Origin of the sequence: uncultured Virgibacillus sp. (genome assembly GCF_947495635.1) — a bacterium.
In the GTDB taxonomy this organism is placed as follows: Bacteria; Bacillota; Bacilli; order Bacillales; family Amphibacillaceae; genus Virgibacillus; species Virgibacillus salarius.
The window spans coordinates 1-19345 of sequence record NZ_CANMAB010000079.1; the positions used below are offsets into that span (position 1 = coordinate 1).

General features: G+C 34.7%; 18 protein-coding genes and 1 riboswitch. Of the genes, 1 reads left to right on the top strand and 17 read right to left on the bottom strand.

Features of this window, described 5'->3' with window-relative positions:
- The coding region (locus Q1A47_RS15235) for an ATP-binding protein (RefSeq protein WP_299632430.1) at positions 1-426 on the top strand (426 nt) is incomplete at its 5' end.
- Positions 427-457: 31 nt separating this feature from the next.
- On the opposite strand, the gene Q1A47_RS15240 is transcribed toward Q1A47_RS15235, so the two are convergent.
- From Q1A47_RS15240 to Q1A47_RS15320, 17 genes are all read right to left on the bottom strand, one after another.
- A complete protein-coding gene (locus Q1A47_RS15240) occupies positions 458-709 on the bottom strand; it encodes a hypothetical protein (RefSeq protein WP_246484827.1) in 252 nt (83 codons plus the stop codon).
- Between the two features lie 2 nt (positions 710-711).
- Positions 712-1095 (bottom strand): YdcP family protein, encoded by a 384-nt coding sequence (locus Q1A47_RS15245; protein WP_166530741.1) that lies wholly within the window; start codon positions 1093-1095, stop codon positions 712-714.
- A gap of 13 nt (positions 1096-1108) precedes the next feature.
- Entirely contained in the window at positions 1109-1423 is a 315-nt protein-coding gene (locus tag Q1A47_RS15250) for a YdcP family protein (protein WP_166530742.1), read from the bottom strand.
- A gap of 226 nt (positions 1424-1649) precedes the next feature.
- Positions 1650-3557: a hypothetical protein gene (locus Q1A47_RS15255; protein WP_166530743.1), complete on the bottom strand. Its 1908-nt coding sequence runs from the start codon at positions 3555-3557 to the stop codon at positions 1650-1652.
- Positions 3558-3559: 2 nt separating this feature from the next.
- Complete coding sequence (locus Q1A47_RS15260; protein WP_166530744.1) at positions 3560-4030, bottom strand: hypothetical protein; 471 nt, start codon at positions 4028-4030, stop codon at positions 3560-3562.
- A complete protein-coding gene (locus Q1A47_RS15265; RefSeq protein WP_166530745.1) occupies positions 4027-5322 on the bottom strand; it encodes an ABC-three component system protein in 1296 nt (431 codons plus the stop codon). Before Q1A47_RS15265 ends, Q1A47_RS15260 begins: the two co-directional genes overlap by 4 nt.
- A 692-nt stretch (positions 5323-6014) precedes the next feature.
- Positions 6015-6218, bottom strand: coding sequence for a hypothetical protein (locus Q1A47_RS15270; RefSeq protein ID WP_166530746.1), 204 nt, complete (start codon positions 6216-6218; stop codon positions 6015-6017).
- A gap of 83 nt (positions 6219-6301) precedes the next feature.
- Positions 6302-6772 (bottom strand): DNA cytosine methyltransferase, encoded by a 471-nt coding sequence (locus Q1A47_RS15275; RefSeq protein ID WP_343231061.1) that lies wholly within the window; start codon positions 6770-6772, stop codon positions 6302-6304.
- Between the two features lie 8 nt (positions 6773-6780).
- Complete coding sequence (locus Q1A47_RS15280; protein ID WP_246484829.1) at positions 6781-7362, bottom strand: DNA cytosine methyltransferase; 582 nt, start codon at positions 7360-7362, stop codon at positions 6781-6783.
- A gap of 795 nt (positions 7363-8157) precedes the next feature.
- Positions 8158-9693, bottom strand: a complete 1536-nt coding sequence (guaA, locus tag Q1A47_RS15285) for a glutamine-hydrolyzing GMP synthase (RefSeq protein WP_166530747.1) — start codon at positions 9691-9693, stop codon at positions 8158-8160.
- 331 nt (positions 9694-10024) lie between these two features.
- Positions 10025-10126, bottom strand: a riboswitch (purine riboswitch).
- Between the two features lie 39 nt (positions 10127-10165).
- Positions 10166-12346 (bottom strand): transglutaminaseTgpA domain-containing protein, encoded by a 2181-nt coding sequence (locus tag Q1A47_RS15290; protein ID WP_166530748.1) that lies wholly within the window; start codon positions 12344-12346, stop codon positions 10166-10168.
- A complete protein-coding gene (locus Q1A47_RS15295; RefSeq protein ID WP_299632433.1) occupies positions 12343-13590 on the bottom strand; it encodes a DUF58 domain-containing protein in 1248 nt (415 codons plus the stop codon). Before Q1A47_RS15295 ends, Q1A47_RS15290 begins: the two co-directional genes overlap by 4 nt.
- 17 nt (positions 13591-13607) lie before the next feature.
- Positions 13608-14567, bottom strand: coding sequence for a MoxR family ATPase (locus tag Q1A47_RS15300; RefSeq protein ID WP_166530750.1), 960 nt, complete (start codon positions 14565-14567; stop codon positions 13608-13610).
- 708 nt (positions 14568-15275) lie between these two features.
- Positions 15276-16418 carry an alanine racemase gene (gene alr, locus Q1A47_RS15305; RefSeq protein ID WP_166530751.1) on the bottom strand — a complete coding sequence of 381 codons (1143 nt, stop codon included), beginning with the start codon at positions 16416-16418 and terminating at the stop codon, positions 15276-15278.
- 25 nt (positions 16419-16443) lie between these two features.
- Positions 16444-17289, bottom strand: coding sequence for a D-amino-acid transaminase (gene dat / locus Q1A47_RS15310; protein ID WP_166530752.1), 846 nt, complete (start codon positions 17287-17289; stop codon positions 16444-16446).
- An 18-nt stretch (positions 17290-17307) separates the two neighbouring features.
- Positions 17308-18282, bottom strand: coding sequence for a pyridoxal-phosphate dependent enzyme (locus Q1A47_RS15315; RefSeq protein ID WP_166530753.1), 975 nt, complete (start codon positions 18280-18282; stop codon positions 17308-17310).
- A gap of 25 nt (positions 18283-18307) precedes the next feature.
- Positions 18308-18964: a GntR family transcriptional regulator gene (locus Q1A47_RS15320; protein ID WP_026679855.1), complete on the bottom strand. Its 657-nt coding sequence runs from the start codon at positions 18962-18964 to the stop codon at positions 18308-18310.
- Between the last annotated feature and the right edge of the window lie 381 nt (positions 18965-19345).

Sequence of the window (19345 nt, forward strand, 5' to 3'; positions counted from 1 at the left end):
ACCCACCTATCGATTGGGCTGGGCATGGAGGCTCTCAACCAAGGATATAAAGTGATTTTTACTACGATGGGTGATCTCATTCATGTATTAAAGACTGAAGAAATCACAAGGAAATCGAAAACGAGAATGAAGAGAATACGAGAAGCAGATCTAGTTATCATTGACGATTTAATGTTTATGGCAATGGACAAACAGGAAGCCAATATGTTTTTTCATTTGATCAATGATCTGTACAATCAAACATCGATTATATTAACGTCCAATAAAGGTCCTAAAGAATGGGGTGAATTATTAGGAGATCAGGCAATTACAACCGCGATTCTAGATCGTATATTGCATCGAGTGGAAATTATTCATTTAAATGAAGACAGTTGGCGAATGAAGCATCGAAAAACCATATTTGGGCAGCAAAGTGTTTCAAATTAATAAGCAGAAATTGTGTCATTTTACTTGACGGTCACAAGCGATTATAAACAACTGCACAAACCACTGTCATAACAAGACTGATAAGCAGTGTTACCAGTCCATAGATGCTGATAAAATGATTTTGAAATTCTTTGAGCTGCCACTCCGCAGATAATAGAAATGATATGTGGAAAGGTGTGAAGAAGAGAAGCCATGTTCCAAATAGCCGAAGAAATACAAATTGAAAAACAAGGGAAGCGTCTTTTTCTCGAATACGTTTCCCTCTTCTTTTAAAAACTTTCATCCTTATTTATCCTTATCGGATAGTGTTTTAGATGCCTTTTCTGCAATTGTTGAAGCTCCCTTTCCTCTTAGCACTAAATCATCTGCTTTAATATACCAATCGACATCCGCACCGCGAAAGGTAGCATTAGCGACTGTATCTGCGACTGGGTTTATAATATCCACTTCTGCATTATAATCAAATTCTTTTAGTGGAACAGATGCAGGGAGGCTCATTTGAATCATCCGTCCTTGTTCCCTAGACTTTAAATCATAAGTTCGTTCTTTGACCTCTGTAGATACCGTACCATCCTCATTTTGAAGAAATACTTCTCGACGTAGTGCTGAAAACTTTAGTAAACCAAATGTCTTTTCTTTATCGATAACAATTCCTTGAGCTAATCTCATGTGTTACTCCTCCTTATGCTTTGATCATATCGTCAGCATGTAATTTATAGTTTGTAAAACCACGGTCACCAATTTTATAGCCTTCTGCGGTTATACGCGCATTAACTAATTTAACTTTGTCTTCATGTTCAAAGAATTTTTCTCCTGCATCTTGTGGAAGAACCACCTCAATATCATCTGCCCGTTGAATATCGGAATACAGATTATAACTGCGGGATAGTGTTGTCATCCGTCCATTAATCCGTCGTTGCTCCACCTGGCCTTCCCCTGCATATTCTAAGTTTCCAAAGGTTTTCTCTACGTTAGGGATCACATATTTTAATTCCATAATTAATTCTCCTTTTCTAATAAAATGTTTTACTATTGAATGATTTATCTTGATCCTCGGGTGGGAGAACGTATGAAGAAATTTCCCATTACAAAGGACTCCCTTCTAGGTTAATTTAAGATGTAAATACAAAAGAGCTGAAATGGAGAACCCACTTCAGCTCATAAATATTATATATTTAAACATTTATAATAAACGTTAGTAATCCTTATCTTACTAAAAAAATTTATTCAGATAAGAATTCGTTTTTATTTAAATCAATAAATCCTTTTTCACCATTTCTAAACGAATATTTCTCATATTGTAGCATTTCATCAGGTGGCGTATTTTCAACTACAATTACTTGTGCACTTTTTGATAAATCAACTAACATGTAATAAATATTCAAATAAACTTCTGGATCATTTATTATACTTTCATCTTCTCCTTCTGTATCTTGTTCAGTTCTATTTGTACCAAAATACTTACTAATTGAATCTAGAATTAATAATTGAGGATGAAACTTAGAAAAAGAGCTAGATACGATTGCATTCAAGAAAGAAATCTGCATACATTCTAATAGCCCTCCGCTTTCATGTTCATAAACACTAGCATTTTTATAATATGGGATATATTCTTCTTCATCAATATAAGAGCCAACAGTGTCATAATACTTCATTTTTTTCATATTAGATAAATAAACTTTATTAAGATCACGCATTATTTCACTTTTTTTCCTTCTTTTTACATCCATATCTTTTAATTCTTCTTTTAGGGAATCCAGGTGACCTTCATTACTTTTTATTACTTTATCTAGCTCATCAATTTTGTTAAAAACACGTTTACTCTCTAATAAAATTTCCCTATCTTTATCTAAGTTATTTATGTTTACATTAATACTATTCAGTTGTGGTAAAAAAGGAGTTTGAACATCTTTTGAAAACTCATTTAAAGCAAGCAACAAAATTTCTTTTTTTCTTTTTTTTCGGCTTATAAGTAACTGAAGATCTTCGATTTTTTCTTTGCTAGTATTTATTACATCATTAACCATCTTTATTTTATTTTCGATATCTTTTAAAATAGATTTAAAATTGTCGGAAGATTGTTTTTGATGCTCCTCTTGATGAACATCATTTTGAATTTTTGAATTACATAAAGGGCATGTAAGTTCATGTTCATTTATCTTAAGCTTGAAATTTATTTCTTCTGTTGTTTTAATATCCTTCATTTCTGCATGGTAATCTCTTAAGAGTAATTTATTACTTGTTATTCCTAATTGAGTATCTTTGATTTGTTTATTCTTTTGCTCTATTTCAGAATCTAATTCATGTATTTCTGAATTCAATAGAATATAATCTTTGTTACTTTCTGCTATTTTATTCTCTTCGTTCTGTCTATTAATAAATTCTTTTTTTCTTTGCATAAGTTCTTCTATTTGAGAATTATAATTTTCGATTTGGTCTAAGAGCTCTAAATAATTTAAATTTCCTCTTTGCTCAAGATAACCCTCAAGATTTTCCTTCTTTTTCTTATTTTCAAGAATTTGATTCTGAATCTTTGCAATCTCTGTTTGCAATTCATTTTGCGAAAAATTTACTAAATCAAATATCATTTCAAAAGAAATAGGGTTTTTATACCTTTTCATTGGTTCATTATATGAGAGGAAACTATGTGTACCTAAGTCATGTTGATTTATAAAACAATACCGATATATATCTCTAAATGAAATAGTCTCTGTTGTTAATTCATTACTTCTAACTTTATTCTTTGTCTTTTTAAATTCCATAGCGCCAATTTTCTTCATTAAAAAACCTTGCAGTTCTTTTTTGTCGAACTTCTCAGGAATGTATTCATTAATTGTTTCGAATTTGCAATAATAAACAAAAAATGAAGAAATTTTGCTCTTAATACTCCTACAAATAGTAAATACTTCTTTATTAATTTCTAATTCTAAAAAAATATCATCGACTTGTTCTGCTAATTCAGTTTGTACTTTTAAAGAAATTCCACGATCTTTTCCAAAACAATAGTCAATAAGAGAAAGGACTAATGATTTACCGGAAGTCTTCTCACCAGATATGATATTTAAATCTTTTGAGAAGCATAAAGTCCTTCGATAAGAAAGCCCTTGGACAATAAGTTTTCTTATAATCACCTTTAATGTTCCCCCTCGTATAATAAATCTTTAAATTTTATTGATTTATTATCATATGGATAATTTTTCATAATAATATAGATTTTTTCTAACTGCATTTTTACATTTTCAGATTCCCAAGAATCAATCTCTTCAATTCCTTTTTTAGTGATTGAAATTTTTAATTTATTAGTTGATGTATAAATGTCTCCTTGAATTTGTATAAATCCCAAATTTTCCAAGTTTATAATAATTTTGTTTGTTCTTTTTTTATCTTTCAAGTATTTATAAATTAAAGGTATATCGTATTCTTTATTTTCGGCATACAACAACGAATTATAATACAAAAGTTGTTCAAAATTTAATTTTCTTTTACGAAAATTCACCTTAGAATGATACAAAATCCCTAAATACTTTAAAATATCTAGCTTTTTGTTATCGAAAAGCAAATCAATTTCAGCTGGTAGATGAAACATATTATAATCGATAGTCATAATCTTTCACGTCCCCACCATACATCTTTTTCTTCATCATCTGCAAGCACATGAACAAAACCTTTTGACTCAGAATCAGTGGGTCTATTAGTATCGTTTACTAATCTATCAATATTAATCTTTTCTAAATTTGAATGAATTTCTATTAATAATTCTTCGCTTGTCTTACCTTTAATATCATAAAGTTCCACATATCTTTCCTTGTATTTCATGAAAACCTCAGCCAAAATTTGATTAATAAATTCTTTAGGGAGCCCCAAACTTTCACTTTTTCTGATAAACTTTTCAGCTGCAATATAAAAGAGTTTGCTTACCTCGCTTAAGCTCTCACCCACATTAGCAATTTTTAACTTCCGATAAAATAAACTTTCTTCATGTGTTTCAGTTTCACAATTAATTAAATCATCAACACCAATTGATGTATGATTAGTGTCTTTTGTCGGGTTCTTTGCTGCTTGACTTAAATTTGTATCTTCTCCAGTGATTTTATTAAGAATTTTACGTATCTCTTCAGCATGAGTGGAATCAAATATATCATACTCAATAATTTTCAAACCATATTCTCGACTTAGACTTCCTTTTTGTTCAGTACTTAATTGACCTGAATTAACTAATAAATAATGAGTACCTTTAAAATATTCTTTATGATTTCTTACTAAAGACTTAACAAATACATCGTTAAAGGAGAATCCTAAAAAAAGAAAACTGAAAGAACCAGAGAATAATCTCATCATATTATCAAAAGTCGAGTCTGAGTACAGCTCCTCGTATTTTTCAGAAGAAATTGTAATTGTTGAAGGGTTAGATACACATCCATGAATATGAAAAAGGTATTTTTCCTCATTATTTTTAAATAATCTTTGAGTATTTGATGTATACTCAGTAAGCGAGTTAAAACTATTTATTCCTGGTATGTGATCTTCAATCATCCTATCATAATTTGTAGTTAGGTATATTCTAAATTTTTCTTTATTAAGATCAATATAATTATTGTCAATATCAGTTGTTGATCCCCTTTTAGAATAGCAATCAGCTATCATTTCTTGTATTGGTTGGTCATCTACTTGTCCAAACTTTTTAATGTCTTCAATTGCTGATTGATATTCATGTAAATCTAAGTCAAACTTAATAGCTTCCCAATAAGATTCTTTTAATAATTGTTCTTTTAATTCTTCGATAATATCAGTCCACGATTTTAACTGAAATGGAATAGACAATCCTGAACCGATAAAAGGAATAATTTGTTGGTTATTGTATTTTTCTTTTAATTCCTCTATTATATACTGATTCACTAACTTTACCCCCTTACAATACAACGGTTGTTTTACATAATTTTAACATATTACTTTCGGTTGGATGTAAGAAAAGGTATTATTAGCTACTTTTATGGGTTTTTAAAAATATATTTTGAATAATAATTTGATGTCTATTATTAAACAAACATTGAAAACATTTTTTCGAATTTTGTCATATTTAAAACCCTATCATGATTTCGTTTAATTAAACACAAAAGTATTATATATATTCAAGCTTATATAATCTTTAAAGTGTTCTTTAACAAAACATCTAGAAATATAGATTATAATAAAAAACTATCTTTTTTTAGATAGTTTTTTTAGAAAATTTAAAAGAAGATAATCTCAATAAAAAGGACAAAGTCAGATCAATTTAAATGGTTACCTAAAGCTGTTAGGACTCTTGTTTATTTCTGAAAGTAATTCTTTTTTTACGCTTTCATCCACCTTATAATTAAATTCAATTTTATCATCATTAATTTTATAAAAGTTATTTGACGTAATTACTTTTAGCTTTAATTTTTAATGATAATGGTTATGTACTAAACTGTTTTTTCAATTATCGTTCCTAATAATGGCTGACTCATACGATTTATACATAAACTCACTCCTTAACTAAGACTTTTGACTCAAACAATAAATATTACATTCATAGTTTGAAATAAAAAATGATCAATGTAAATCACTCCTTATGCGTCTTGAAAACGGTAATCAACACGTCCATAAATCACACACCAAAAAACAATCATGGATTCTCCTTGTTTATCCCGAACTAATTTTCCATGAAGAAAAAACGGATAATCTTCAATCTCAACATCATTCAGTATAAAATGGTCCTCAATCCACTCCATCACTTTTTGTTCGTATATTTCCTGTTCCTCCAGAGACATCATACATCTTTCTCCTTTCCTGCTTTTAAACCATTAAAAAAAAGATGTCAGATTAGATTAATCCAACAAACAAAGAGATTGATTTCCTATAAACTTTTTGCAATTCCAGCCATAATATATTGCGCACATGGTAAAGCAATCGAATTTCCAAGTGCTTTATATCTAGCGTTATCACTAATTACTTTTCCCTCATAATCATAGGATGTCCATCCTTCAGGCAATCCCATTAAACGCCCACATTCCAATGGTGTCAGCTGCCGGATAAATCCTTCTTTTTCTTTCCCTTCATACCAAAAAGAGAAATAATTTACCCCTGCTGCTAACAAAGTTGAAAAAGGGGCACTTGATCGTCCGAAACTTCCGATGAACCCTTTCTGATTTTTGGCTTTTGCTGCACTTCGCATGCGTCTTTCTTGAAAGGGTCGGATGACGGGTATTCTCCCCCCTGATTCTTTAAAAGGTATTCGACTGGTTCGGGCGGTGGACAGCCTGTTTTTTTCCGCAAGACACAGGAAACGATTGCAAATTACGGGCTTTAAATAGTATTTCTTTGGCACTTTTTCCTCTAAAATCTGCCACGAGGAAGATACGTCTTCTTCTTTGAGCGAGAGTGGGTATTCCCCAATATTGGGCGTCCAAGAGTCTCCAGCAACATATCAATCTTATCCCCTCGGACCCCTGCGTTTGCCCATGTTCCAGAAACAGGCATTGGAGTTTCGGTATTTGTGAAGGACTCCAGGACGGCTTTAAAATCCATCCGGTCATTTGATGAAAAAGCTCCCATGACATTTTCCCAAACAGCGATGACTGGATATGTTCCATTGGTTGCCTCCCTCATTTCCTCTATAATTCGCAATGCTTGATAAAACAAACTGGATTGACTTCCTACTAAACCCTCTCTTCTTTCGATGTTTGATAAGTTCTGACATGGAGAACAAAATGTAATAACATGAAAAGGTGGTATTTTTCCACCATTTATTTTTGTAATATCACCAAGATGAAGAATATTGGGAAATTGACGTTTTGTAATAGAAATTGGGGCTTTTTCTACTTCACTTGCCCATGTTGGTTTAATACCGTAACGAGAAGCAGCTAAAGGAAATACCCCGATTCCATCAAATAAACTTCCTAACGTAAGAAGTCCCATATACAATCACGACCTTTTTAAAATTTATTAGAGGTTCATTTTTCACAAGAAAACCAATAAATTCTCAAGAATAACTTCCAATTTTGACATAAAAAAATAGACGTTCATTTTTCTGAACGCCTAAAATTTTTAAACTTGCTTATTATTGGATTTTTATTTTGTTGTGTTCCCTAATACAGATTGATTCCTCCTGAAACATTAAAATGATGTTTTAGTACTTTTTTTCTCCCACTTTCACCATTTGGTAAAAATTAGTAATAATTGTGAAACACCTTTATACTAAAGATTTCGACGTATTTTTCCGTTGTATCGAAACTTTTACCTCCACGTGCATGGAATTGGTTGCACTAAACAATATATACATTTTATATAACTCATATTTTGATAATAATTTTTTTCTATTTCTTGCCCTATATTTTATCGATATTGCCATGATGGATTAGCATAGATAATCTTATATTTCATTTTTTACTACTCAAAAGTTTAGTAACAACTAGAAATATTCTCTTTTGGCGGAGATAATCCTTCAAAGGATGCTTAGATATGTTAATAAAATTTTTAATTCTTTCTCTCTCAAAAATAACTAATGTGTAAAAGAACTGGTACATATTGACTTCAAAATAAATAGGAAACAAAAAAGAGATATTGCTTTTCACACAATATCTCTCATTTTTTCTCCACTTCCTCTGGCGGGATTTTGGCGGGGAACCTATTAATTTTTAATCATTTCACCCATTTTATGTGTCCCTAAAATGCTGTCAAATCAACGTTTTCACTTCAAATGCCCTTAGTGAATTATTCCCACTCAATGGTTGCTGGTGGCTTAGAAGTAATATCATACACAACGCGATTAATGTGCTGTACATCATTAACCAGTCTTGTTGAAACTTTCTCTAGAACGTCCCAAGGAATACGTGCCCAATCAGATGTCATACCATCTATTGAGGTTACAGCACGAATACCAATAGTGTAATCATACGTTCTTGCGTCACCCATAACACCTACACTACGGATGTTAGGAAGGACAGTGAAATATTGCCAAATATCACGATCTAATCCAGCTTTAGCAATTTCTTCTCGTAGAATGGCATCTGATTCACGGACAATCTCTAGCTTTTCTTCTGTAATTGCTCCTAAAACACGGATAGCTAATCCAGGTCCTGGGAAAGGCTGACGCCAAATAATACGATCAGGAATTCCCAGTTGAGAGCCTAGTTCTCTAACTTCATCTTTAAATAATGTATTTAATGGCTCAATTAGTTCGAATTGCATATTTTCTGGTAATCCACCAACATTATGGTGTGATTTAATCGTTTGTGCGGTTTCCGTACCACTTTCAATAATATCTGTATAAAGCGTACCTTGAGCGAGGAAGTCCATATCCTTTAACTTGGTGGCTTCATCATCAAATACATAGATGAATTCATTACCAATAATTTTACGTTTCTTTTCAGGATCATCTACACCCTCAAGCTTCGATAGGAATCGATCTTTCGCATCCACTTTAATAATATTCATATGAAAATCATCAGCAAATACTTTCATCACATCATCCGCTTCATTTTTCCGAAGTAGACCATGATCTACAAAAATACACGTCAGCTGGTCACCAATTGCTTTGTGAATTAAAGCAGCTACGACTGATGAATCAACCCCACCACTTAACGCACATAAGACATTGCGATCTCCAACTATTTCTTGGATTTTTTCTACTTCCATTTCAATAAAGTTTTCAATTGTCCAGTTGCCTGTACTTTGACACACATCAAAAACAAACTGCTTTAGTAAATGATTGCCGTATTCAGAATGGCGTACCTCCGGATGATACTGAACACCGTATAATGCCTTCTCTGGATGACTCATTGCTGCAATTGGTGTAGAAGAACTCGTTGCATCAACAGTGAATTGCTCAGGCACTTGCTTGACTTTATCTCCATGACTCATCCAAACTGTTTGTTGCTTTGGTGAATCTTTAAATAGAATAGGGTCGTCATTTAAGTCGATAAGTGCTTTTCCATACTCACGATTAACTGCCTTTTCCACTTGACCACCAAAGTGTAGAGCCATTAGCTGCATTCCATAGCAAATTCCTAAGATAGGAATATCTAATTCAAATAATTCCGGATCACATCGGAAACTGTTTTCATCATACACACTATGCGGTCCCCCAGAAAGAATAATTCCTTTCGGGTTCATTTCCTTGATTTCTGCCGCTGTAAGCTTATGTGAATGTAATTCACTATATACGCCTAACTCTCTAATTCGTCTAGTAATGAGCTGATTATATTGACTGCCAAAATCCAATACTAAAATCATTTCGCTGTTGTCCATGTGCATAGCTCCTATCTATATTTTTTCTCCGCTCGCCTACTAGTTGTCTCCTGATTTTATGATGGAATACATGAATATAAAAAAGTGAAAGAAGCTTTTAAGGCTATTCTATAACTTTGCCTACACCCATGTGCAAAAATATACCTTTTTACCATATAATGAAAACTGGATTCCTACCCCATGCAAATAAAAACTACCAGTAGCTAGCTTTGTACGCTGTATCCGATTCGATACTACGTAGAGGCGCACAGCTACAAATAGCGGAAAAGGATAGCTTTTAATAACTACTATCCCTTATCTGCAAAAAGGCAGAAATCCAGAAATATACATTATTCCGAGCTTCTGCCTTCATAGTCAGAGCATTTACGGCGCTCCGGTAGAAACTTTCGAACCATATTATCGAGGATATACGAACGGCGATATTGATATTACTATAATTATGTTCCTATTCTACTAACCATCATGACGGAGGTCAAGCCAATATCCGTTTGATTAAATTTTTCCATAATTGCGCAAGTTCTTGTTTAGGAGCTTGCTCGTTTTGTTCTCGATAGAGCAATTCTTCATAATGATAGGTCAGCTTACGCATTTCATTTGTTTCATATTTACGATCGATTTTCATTGCATATTCTCGTAAGGTTTCATCTGGAAGTTTGCCATTTCCATTATGTGCTAATAATTTTAATAAATAATGATAGGCAATTTGATAGTTCCTTGCATTCCAATTACTTGATACTTTTCGCTTTAAGAACCAAGTTTGCCAATGGTATCTAGTACGATATCCAATATACACCATAATCACAATCAAAAGAATTGGAATAATAATATATTCCCACCTCATCGAAACCTTAATTTCTTCTGGTGAAGCTCCTGCAGGTTCTACCTCTGGCTGCTCCTTTGCTTGCTCTTCTTGTTCAGGCAGCTCCTGCTCCTCTTGTTGCTGCTGTTCCTGTTCATCATCTGTTTGCATACCAGTATTATCAATAGACGTTTGAAAATCCGCTAGGTTAGAAAATCCTTGGGTCGGCTCAAAAGGCACCCACCCTATTTCTGGGAAATACACCTCTACCCATGAATGTGCATTTGCATTCGTCACTTCGTATAAATTATTTCCTGACTGTTTATCAATTAATTCTCCGCCAGTAAAGCCCTTTGCCCACCTCGCTGGGATATCAAGCGTTCGCAGAAGCACTACCATCGATGTAGAAAAATTATCGCAATAGCCTGCTTGCGATTCAAATAAAAATTGATCAACATAATCTTGGTGTTTCTCCGGAACAGGAACTTCTGTCGTTTGATAGGTAAATCCATTACTGGAGAAATACTGTTCAATTGCCTTTGCCTTATCATAACGATTCTCTTTATCTGCAGTAATTTCTTGCGCTAGTTCGCCAACCCGTTCCGGAAGGCTATCAGGGAGCTGTAAATATGAATCATAAGGATCAGCTTGACCGGAAGCTTCTCGTAATGCGGTAATATCAAATGTTGGATAATCATAATTAATCGTATAGGTTTCCATGTTATCCATCAGCTCATAATCATCATTACGTAGCTGAATGGCTTCGGAACGTGCGTCCACAAAAGCCTCTGCAATTTTTGGATCGAGTTCTTTAAAACCATATGGCTGTAATAATTTATCAAACGAATGATTACCAAGAAACTTGACAGTTGCCTGCAACTTCTGAGAATCTACCGAATCATCGTACATTGGTGGTATCTTTTCAAATGGTATATAGTGTGGACTACCAGAAAACTCCCACCCTTTTCCCGTATACACATCCTTTGTCTCGATTCGCCAGTAATGATTTTGCTCTGCCGTTGCTTGAAAAACCGGTGTATAATCCTGGACAAATGATCCACCCAAACGTGAATCATCTTCGCCATAACCAACTTTTTGGATGAGCGAATTATTTCCAGAGCTACCAGCATTCTCTGCAGTGCTTGTAATAAATGGTACAGGGTCCGGCCATTGTGGATCAAACTTTGGAGCAGCGAATCCTACAACAGAAGAAAATAATACGGTTAAGATTAATGGCAATATCCAAACAGGCGATTTCTTCACCCAAGTAAATGGAATGGATTCTCGATCCAACTCCTTCATAAAATTAGCAATACCTAACGCAATAAAGGCAACAATGAAGGTTCTAAATATAGCAAATCCGCCATTATAGGCCGTGAAGGTGTCTAATATCGTTAAGTAAATAAATGTTAGTAAAACAAATAGCAGTATTCGTTTCATCACTACAAACCAGTAATGTAGCAGGTAGCTCATTAGCCAAATTAATAGAAGAAAGAGAACACTTCTAAAAAGTGGCGTCAAATCGTACCAGGTTTGCGCAAATAACGCTTGTACATTATATGAGATATCAAGAAATAACTGTTCAAACCACATCGGGCTTAAAAAAGTCGGATCTAGAAACAAGCTGTCAATAATAATAAATAAAGCAGTACCCTTCAATATAAATGAAATCCACCATTTTATTTGAAATAAGGAAAGACTAAAACAAAAGATACCATAAAGTATAAATATCATGATTTTATTTGTATCTGTTATTTCCTGCAAAGGGTATAACCATTCTAGAAATAGCATGAAGCCACAAATATACAAAATAGAGGTGTAAAATATCGAATTACGTTGTTCCTGATTCATCATTTTCCTTTCACCTCTATTGGATTTTTCATCAACTGTTGTTGTGACAATACATGAATACGAATACCTTCAAACTGTAGTTGATGAATATAATGCTGATTAAGAGACTTTTCTTTCGGCGATTGAATGAGCAAAACAATGACTCGCTTTGAACGCTGGTTTACTTTTTTAGCCATTTCATTAAAGTTATTATCAATATGGCTAGTAATAATTAAAATAACGCTCCCACTAGCTATCTTCATTCGTTCACGCTGCATCTGTAGCGAAAAGGATTGATTGCCACCAGGCTTCATTCTAGTAAGATGCTGTCTTACCATATCTGATTTTAATGGGTCATGATGTATCGGAAAATATACTGTACTAGCTCCTACTGTTAACAAGCCTATTTGAGTAGATTGCTTTTTCACATGTTCCATTAAAGAAAAGGTGACTTCTACCATTCCCTCAAACGTAACATCATTAAGATGCTCATCGGAGCAGCCATCTAATACTAGTAAGATATCCGTACTCTTCTCTTGCTCAAATTCCTTTGTCATAACCGTGTTCTTCCTAGCTGTCTGCTTCCAATCAATCCACGAAAATCGATCTCCAGGCATGTATTCTCGTATTCCTGTTGCCACATTTGTGTTATTTAATTGTAGCGCGGAAGAAGTCGTCGCGCCTTGCTCAAAGCTAATTATCTGTTCTTTAAATACCATTGGACGAGCATTTGGGTACACTACTAATACATCAGCAAGTTGAAACACATGCTCCTTTTTTACGAGACCAAAAAAATCACCAGTACGTATGCGAACAGCATTTAAATAATGCTCACCTCTAGGGACATGTTCCAATTGATAAGTAAAACTAAACTCTTGTCTAAATGCAGGAAAAATGACTTTTTTTAAAGTACGACTAATAGTTAGCTTATCAGGATTATCCATATACCGATACTTGTCATTTTTGTTATCCAATTTTCGTAACGAACTTGGAATCACTTCTTCACATATGCAATAGTACAAAGGGAAAGCCAATTTCCTACGAATCGTTATGGTCACGGACACACTCTCACCTGCCCCAACAACCGACCTAGAAAACTTCCTTGTCATCTTCCAATTTTTTATGGGATGTAATAGAAACCCTATCTGATAACAAAAAATCGGAATAAATCCAAAGAATAAGAACCAACTTACGAATCCACCCTGAAACATTGCATAAGAGAATAATAATAGGAATAAAAAGACAACAAACAGCCCATTTAGTATCATTCGCACATGAGCGTTCATTAACTAAATTCCTTCCGAATAGGTACATGAGTACTTTTAACAATGGATGAAATGATATCATCAGCTGTTACGCCATCATATTTCGCCTCTGAGGTTAATATAATTCGGTGTGCTAAAACATATGGAGCAAGAAATTTAACATCATCAGGTAATACGTAATCACGCTCCATAATGTATGCATATGCTTTTGCTGCTTTCATTAGGGCGATGGATCCTCTTGGACTAACTCCTAAATAAATAGACGGGTTAGATCGTGTACTAGAAATTAAATTGATAATATAGTGCTGGACATTTTTGTCCACATAAACATTTGTTACTTCTTCTTGTATCCCTTTTAACTCTTCTCTAGTAAGTACAGCTTCAATAGATTCAATGGGTTGTTCACGAGCATTCCGTTCTAGCATTTCAAGCTCCTCTCCAAACGTTGGATAACCCATCTTTAATTTTAAAATAAATCGGTCTAATTGTGCTTCTGGAAGTGGATACGTGCCTTCATACTCAATTGGATTCTGTGTTGCCATTACAAAGAATGGACTAGCTAGAGCAATCGTTTTTCCATCTACGGTAACATTTTTTTCTTCCATTGATTCTAGGAGGGAAGATTGTGTCTTAGGGGAAGTACGATTAATTTCATCAGCTAAGATAATATTTCCCAAAATAGGTCCGCCACGAAATTCGAACTCTAATGTTTTCGGATTATAAATAGAAACTCCTGTGACATCAGAGGGGAGCAAATCTGGTGTAAATTGAATTCTACGAAAATCACAATCTAATGATTTAGCTAATGTCTTTACGAGCATTGTTTTCCCAACACCTGGTACATCCTCCAAGAGAACATGTCCTTGAGCTAGTAGTGCTACTAAACTAAGAACAGCCGCATCCTCTTTACCAATCATTACTTTATTTATATTAGTTAATACCTTTTCAATCTTTACGTTATATACTGCCGTACCCTGCATACCCTTACCCCTCTCTGCCAAACTGTTGTTTTCATGTAATTTAAATATTCTTTCAGTTCAATTTATACCTATTTTATGCAAATTCCCTTTACTATCCATCCCTTTATCTCTTTACTATCATGCATATCTTGCTAGTGCTAGTCCCTTTGTCATGACTTAAAAAGAATTGGGCGAAATTTTGCTAAAGCACATTTATAATATTTACATCTAAAAGTTGAGATTAACTAGTCTATAAAGTGAAACTTCCATCCGTGAAGTTTGGTTTATCCCCCGCTGATTGGTAGAGTACCACAAGGGGATGACCTAAAGGCCTTTGAACCAATCAGACATGTACTGACAGTCGATCCTCTCTTACCAATATTGGTTTCACTTTATTTGAAGCGAGAGTGTTACTGCAAGTTATATGTGGGATAAACCTAATTAAATAAACATCTATTTCTAATTAGCCTACTATTACTATACTAAAAAAGCCCTACTAGTGAAAGGCAGACAATTAAATAGTTTTCCTTACTAATATAAACGTTTATGACAATACTTATACCTACAAAGGTGAAAATTCAATTCGCGGGGGTTACTGCCAATTATATGTAGGATAATAGCGAGTAATAGACTAGTTCATTATTTTGCGAATGAAATAGGAGATGGAGAAAAAAGTAGATACTCTTTTTCTATCTTTTCTATGTATCTTAGAAAAGCTCCAGCTTACTTCTATCCATCGTTTACATACACCCTTTTAATCCGACTCATTAAGCTAGCAAGTACTTCATCTATATTACTATGTATCCAATCGGCAATGTCTCTCGCTGAGATAATCTGCTCATGCTGGCTTCCGACAATAACAACTTCATCTCCTTCATGAACATTAGGAATAGCGGTCAGGTTTACAAATGTTTGATCCAAGGATATTGTACCAATTATCGGTACACATTGGCCTTTTACCAACACCAGGCCATTATTAGAAAGTAATCTTTTAAAGCCATCACCATGACCGATAGGAAGAACGCCGATCTTCTCATTCGCTTTCGTTACATATTCTCCACCATATCCTACACTAGAACCAGGCGGTAAGGACCTTATATGAATTAGCTTTGATTTTAAAGACAATACTCTATTTAACGAAATCAGCTTATCCTGTCTACGATCTGGAGTATATCCATAAAGGGCAATCCCAGTTCGTACCATATCAAGATGCATATCCTCTCTTTCAATCGCGATTGTCGAAGCACCTACATGGTGTACGGGAAAGGAATATCCAGCTTCATGGAGCTTCTTTGTCGTCTGCGTAAACAAATGAAATTGGTTTTCTGTTGTCGCCCAGTCCCCTTCATCCGCACTAGAAAAATGTGTGAATATCCCTTCCCAGGACAGCCCGGGTAAATGATAACAAGCCTTACAAAAGGAGAGTGCATCATTTGGTTCGATCCCAAATCGTTGCAGACCTGTATTTAGTTTTAGATGAACAGGCATGCGTTTTTGCTGTCTAACAGCCATCTTACTAATCGTTTCTGCTATATCTACTGAACTGATCGTTGCTGTCAAATGATGATATACAACATCCTTTGCTTGTGAGGAGGTTATAGGTGGTAGAATATGTATTGGGACATGGATACCACATTGACGGAGTAGAGACCCTTCTTCAACACTGGTCACTCCTATCCGATCTGCGCCAGCTTGGATTGCTTCCTGAGCGATGGGAACAATCCCATGACCATAGGCATTTGTTTTCACGACAGCCATCATCATACAATTTTTTAATTGTTTCTTTACCATTATTATATTATGACGAAATGCAGTAAGATTAACTTCCGCGATTGTATGACTAGCAGCTAATGTATTTACAAATTGGAACATTTTCTACCCCCCATTTACAATGAAGCTACCGTTCACTTAAGTCTTGAATAGCTGCAGCAAAACAATTGATAATCTCCCGAGTGATTTCACCAGGATCTCCTGTTCCAATCTTATGATCATTTACAAATACAATTGGTACAATATCTAATTTGGTTGCTGAAATAAAAACTTCATCAGCCATCCGTAAATCATCTATAGTAAAGGCACACTCACGAACTGGAATGCCAGTTTCATAGCATAATTCAAGTATTTTCATTCTTGTAATACCGTTTAAAATGAAATGATTCGCTGGGTGTGTCATTACACAATTATCTTTTACAATGAACACATTAGAAGCACTTGCCTCTGTAATAATACCCTCTCGATGGAGAATAGCCTCTACCGCATTATTCTCTACTGCCTTTTGTTTGGCCATAACATTCGGTAGTAAGTTTAATGTCTTTATGTCACAACGTAACCAACGTATATCCTCCGTTATAATTGCCTTTGCTCCATTTTTCGCTTCTTCCTTCATTGTTTCTTCCACTTTTGTATAAGCAACTAATACAGGAGAAACGTTACTTGGATATTGATGCCATCTTTCAGCTACTCCTCTTGATATTTGTAAATAGACAACACCTTCCTTTAATTGGTTCATCGTTACAAGTTGTTTTAAGTTGTCCTTCAACGTGTCGATAGGACAAGGTAACATCATTTGAATTGCTTCAGCACTTCTTTTTAATCTTCTTAAGTGATCATCCAATAGAAAAAAATCCCCATCATACACACCAATAACTTCATAGACTCCGTCACCAAACTGATATCCTCGATCCTCTATATCAATAAGTCTACTTCTATCCATAATCGTTTGATTGTATAACATTTTATTCATCGCCAGACCTCCTAATGATTATTGAGAATACCTCTTTGCCAGATCTAACACCACCGATGTATCTACACGATTTCCACTAATGATAAGTACGACGTTGGAACCAATGAGAGTAGCTTTATTTTCTAGTATAGCTCCAATACTTGCCGCTGCAGCACCTTCAATAACTTGATGATGCTTATCGAGCATAAAAGCCATCCCTTTAGCAATTTGCTGTTCGTTTACTAATAAAATGTCATTTACATATTGTTGAACCATGGAAAATGTATATTGATTATTTAAACCAATACCACCAAGAAGGCTATCTGCTAGCGTATTATTTTCCGTAACTTCCATTGGCTTGCCCGCCTGCATACTCTCATACATAGCCGCTCCTCTTTCTGTAGAAACGCCAATAAGATATAGCTTCGGATTGGTTTGCTTTAATGCTACTCCAAGACCAGAATACATACCACCTCCTGATAAGCCAGCAAGTACCGTATCTACTTCAGGCAGAGTTTCTAGCAATTCTAGCCCCATTGTTCCATAGCCTGCTATCACATACGGATCATCAAACGGATGGATAACAGTAAATCCATGTTCTCGCTGCAATTGATAACTATATTTTTCAGCGTCATCCTGTGATGTACCAATTACTTCCACACGAGCACCGGTAGATCTTAATACATCAACTTTTGCTTTGGGTACTCTATTGGAAATACAAATAACAGCATCGATATCAAGCTGTTTTGCAACATAACCAACACTAACTCCAAAATTCCCAGTGGAAAATGTAGTAATCCCCTTTGCTCTTTCCATTGGAGTTAAACTAAGGATCTTATTTGCTGCACCTCTTATTTTAAAAGAATTCGTTATATTCCAATTTTCCATCTTTAAATACACGGATTTTCCAGTTACGTCCGATAAATCATTTGAATAGACAAGTGAGGTAGGCTGAGCAATAGAAGCGATCCGTTTGCGAGCTTTCCAAATATCCAACAGGTCAACCTTTCTCATATCGCACCCTTTCCTTAATTCACTATTAGTCACTATTTCTTAAGAGTTGATCTTCCACATATGCAATATGCTGTTCCACTTGTTTTTGTACTAATTTAGCGTTCTTTGTAAGCAATGCCTCATATAATTGCTTATGTTCTTTATAATATGAGATTGGACTTGAATAATATTTGTCCAGATGAGCAACGTATACCCGAATCTGAACTGCTATCGATTCATATATTTTAATGAGTCGTGAATTACCACACCTATTAATTACATATTGATGAAATTTTAAATCTAGACCAAACAACTGGTCCCAATTTTCTTTTTGTGCTTCCAACTCCATTTCTTCAATAATGGACAGCAATTGTATAAAATGCTTTTTTTCCAAGTGTTTTAATGCTTTCACAAAAGCGTTTGTTTCAATCATTAAACGCAATTCAGTCATCTCATCTAAATCACGATTGGTAAACATAGAGACAAATGTGCCTTTACGGGCTCTGTTAACCACTAACTCCTCCTGTTCAAGAATCTTCAATGCCTCTCGCACAGTACTTCGACTGACATCAAATCGCTCTGCAATATCCGTCTCAATCAGCCGATCGCCAAATCCAATTTTCCGTATTAAAATATCTTGGCGAAGTTGTTCAGCAATCAATTCACCTAAAGACTTTTTTAGTAATACGCCATTATCATTCATTGATATTAACTCCTTTTTTTACCTCTTAGAAATGTGTCGACAAGTACATTAGTATTTAGTTAGAGGGGGAATAGAGTGAAACTTCCATCCGGTTTTTACTGAAACATATACGTACAAAGACTACATTCGTCACGTCCTGTGGCAACGCCTTTGTGACCTACTTCCATGTAGGCCCGAACCAATCGGACATTTACTGGCAGTCAATCCCACACTTAGCTATATTGGTTTCTCTTCATTACTTGAGGGGGGCTTACTGCCAGTTATATGCGGGATAAAGTGAGTCTTCCATCCGTGGGGAAGTTTGTTTATCCCCACGGATGGTTAGACGAACCAATCGGACATTTACTGGCAGTTGATCCCACACTTAGCTATATTGGTTTC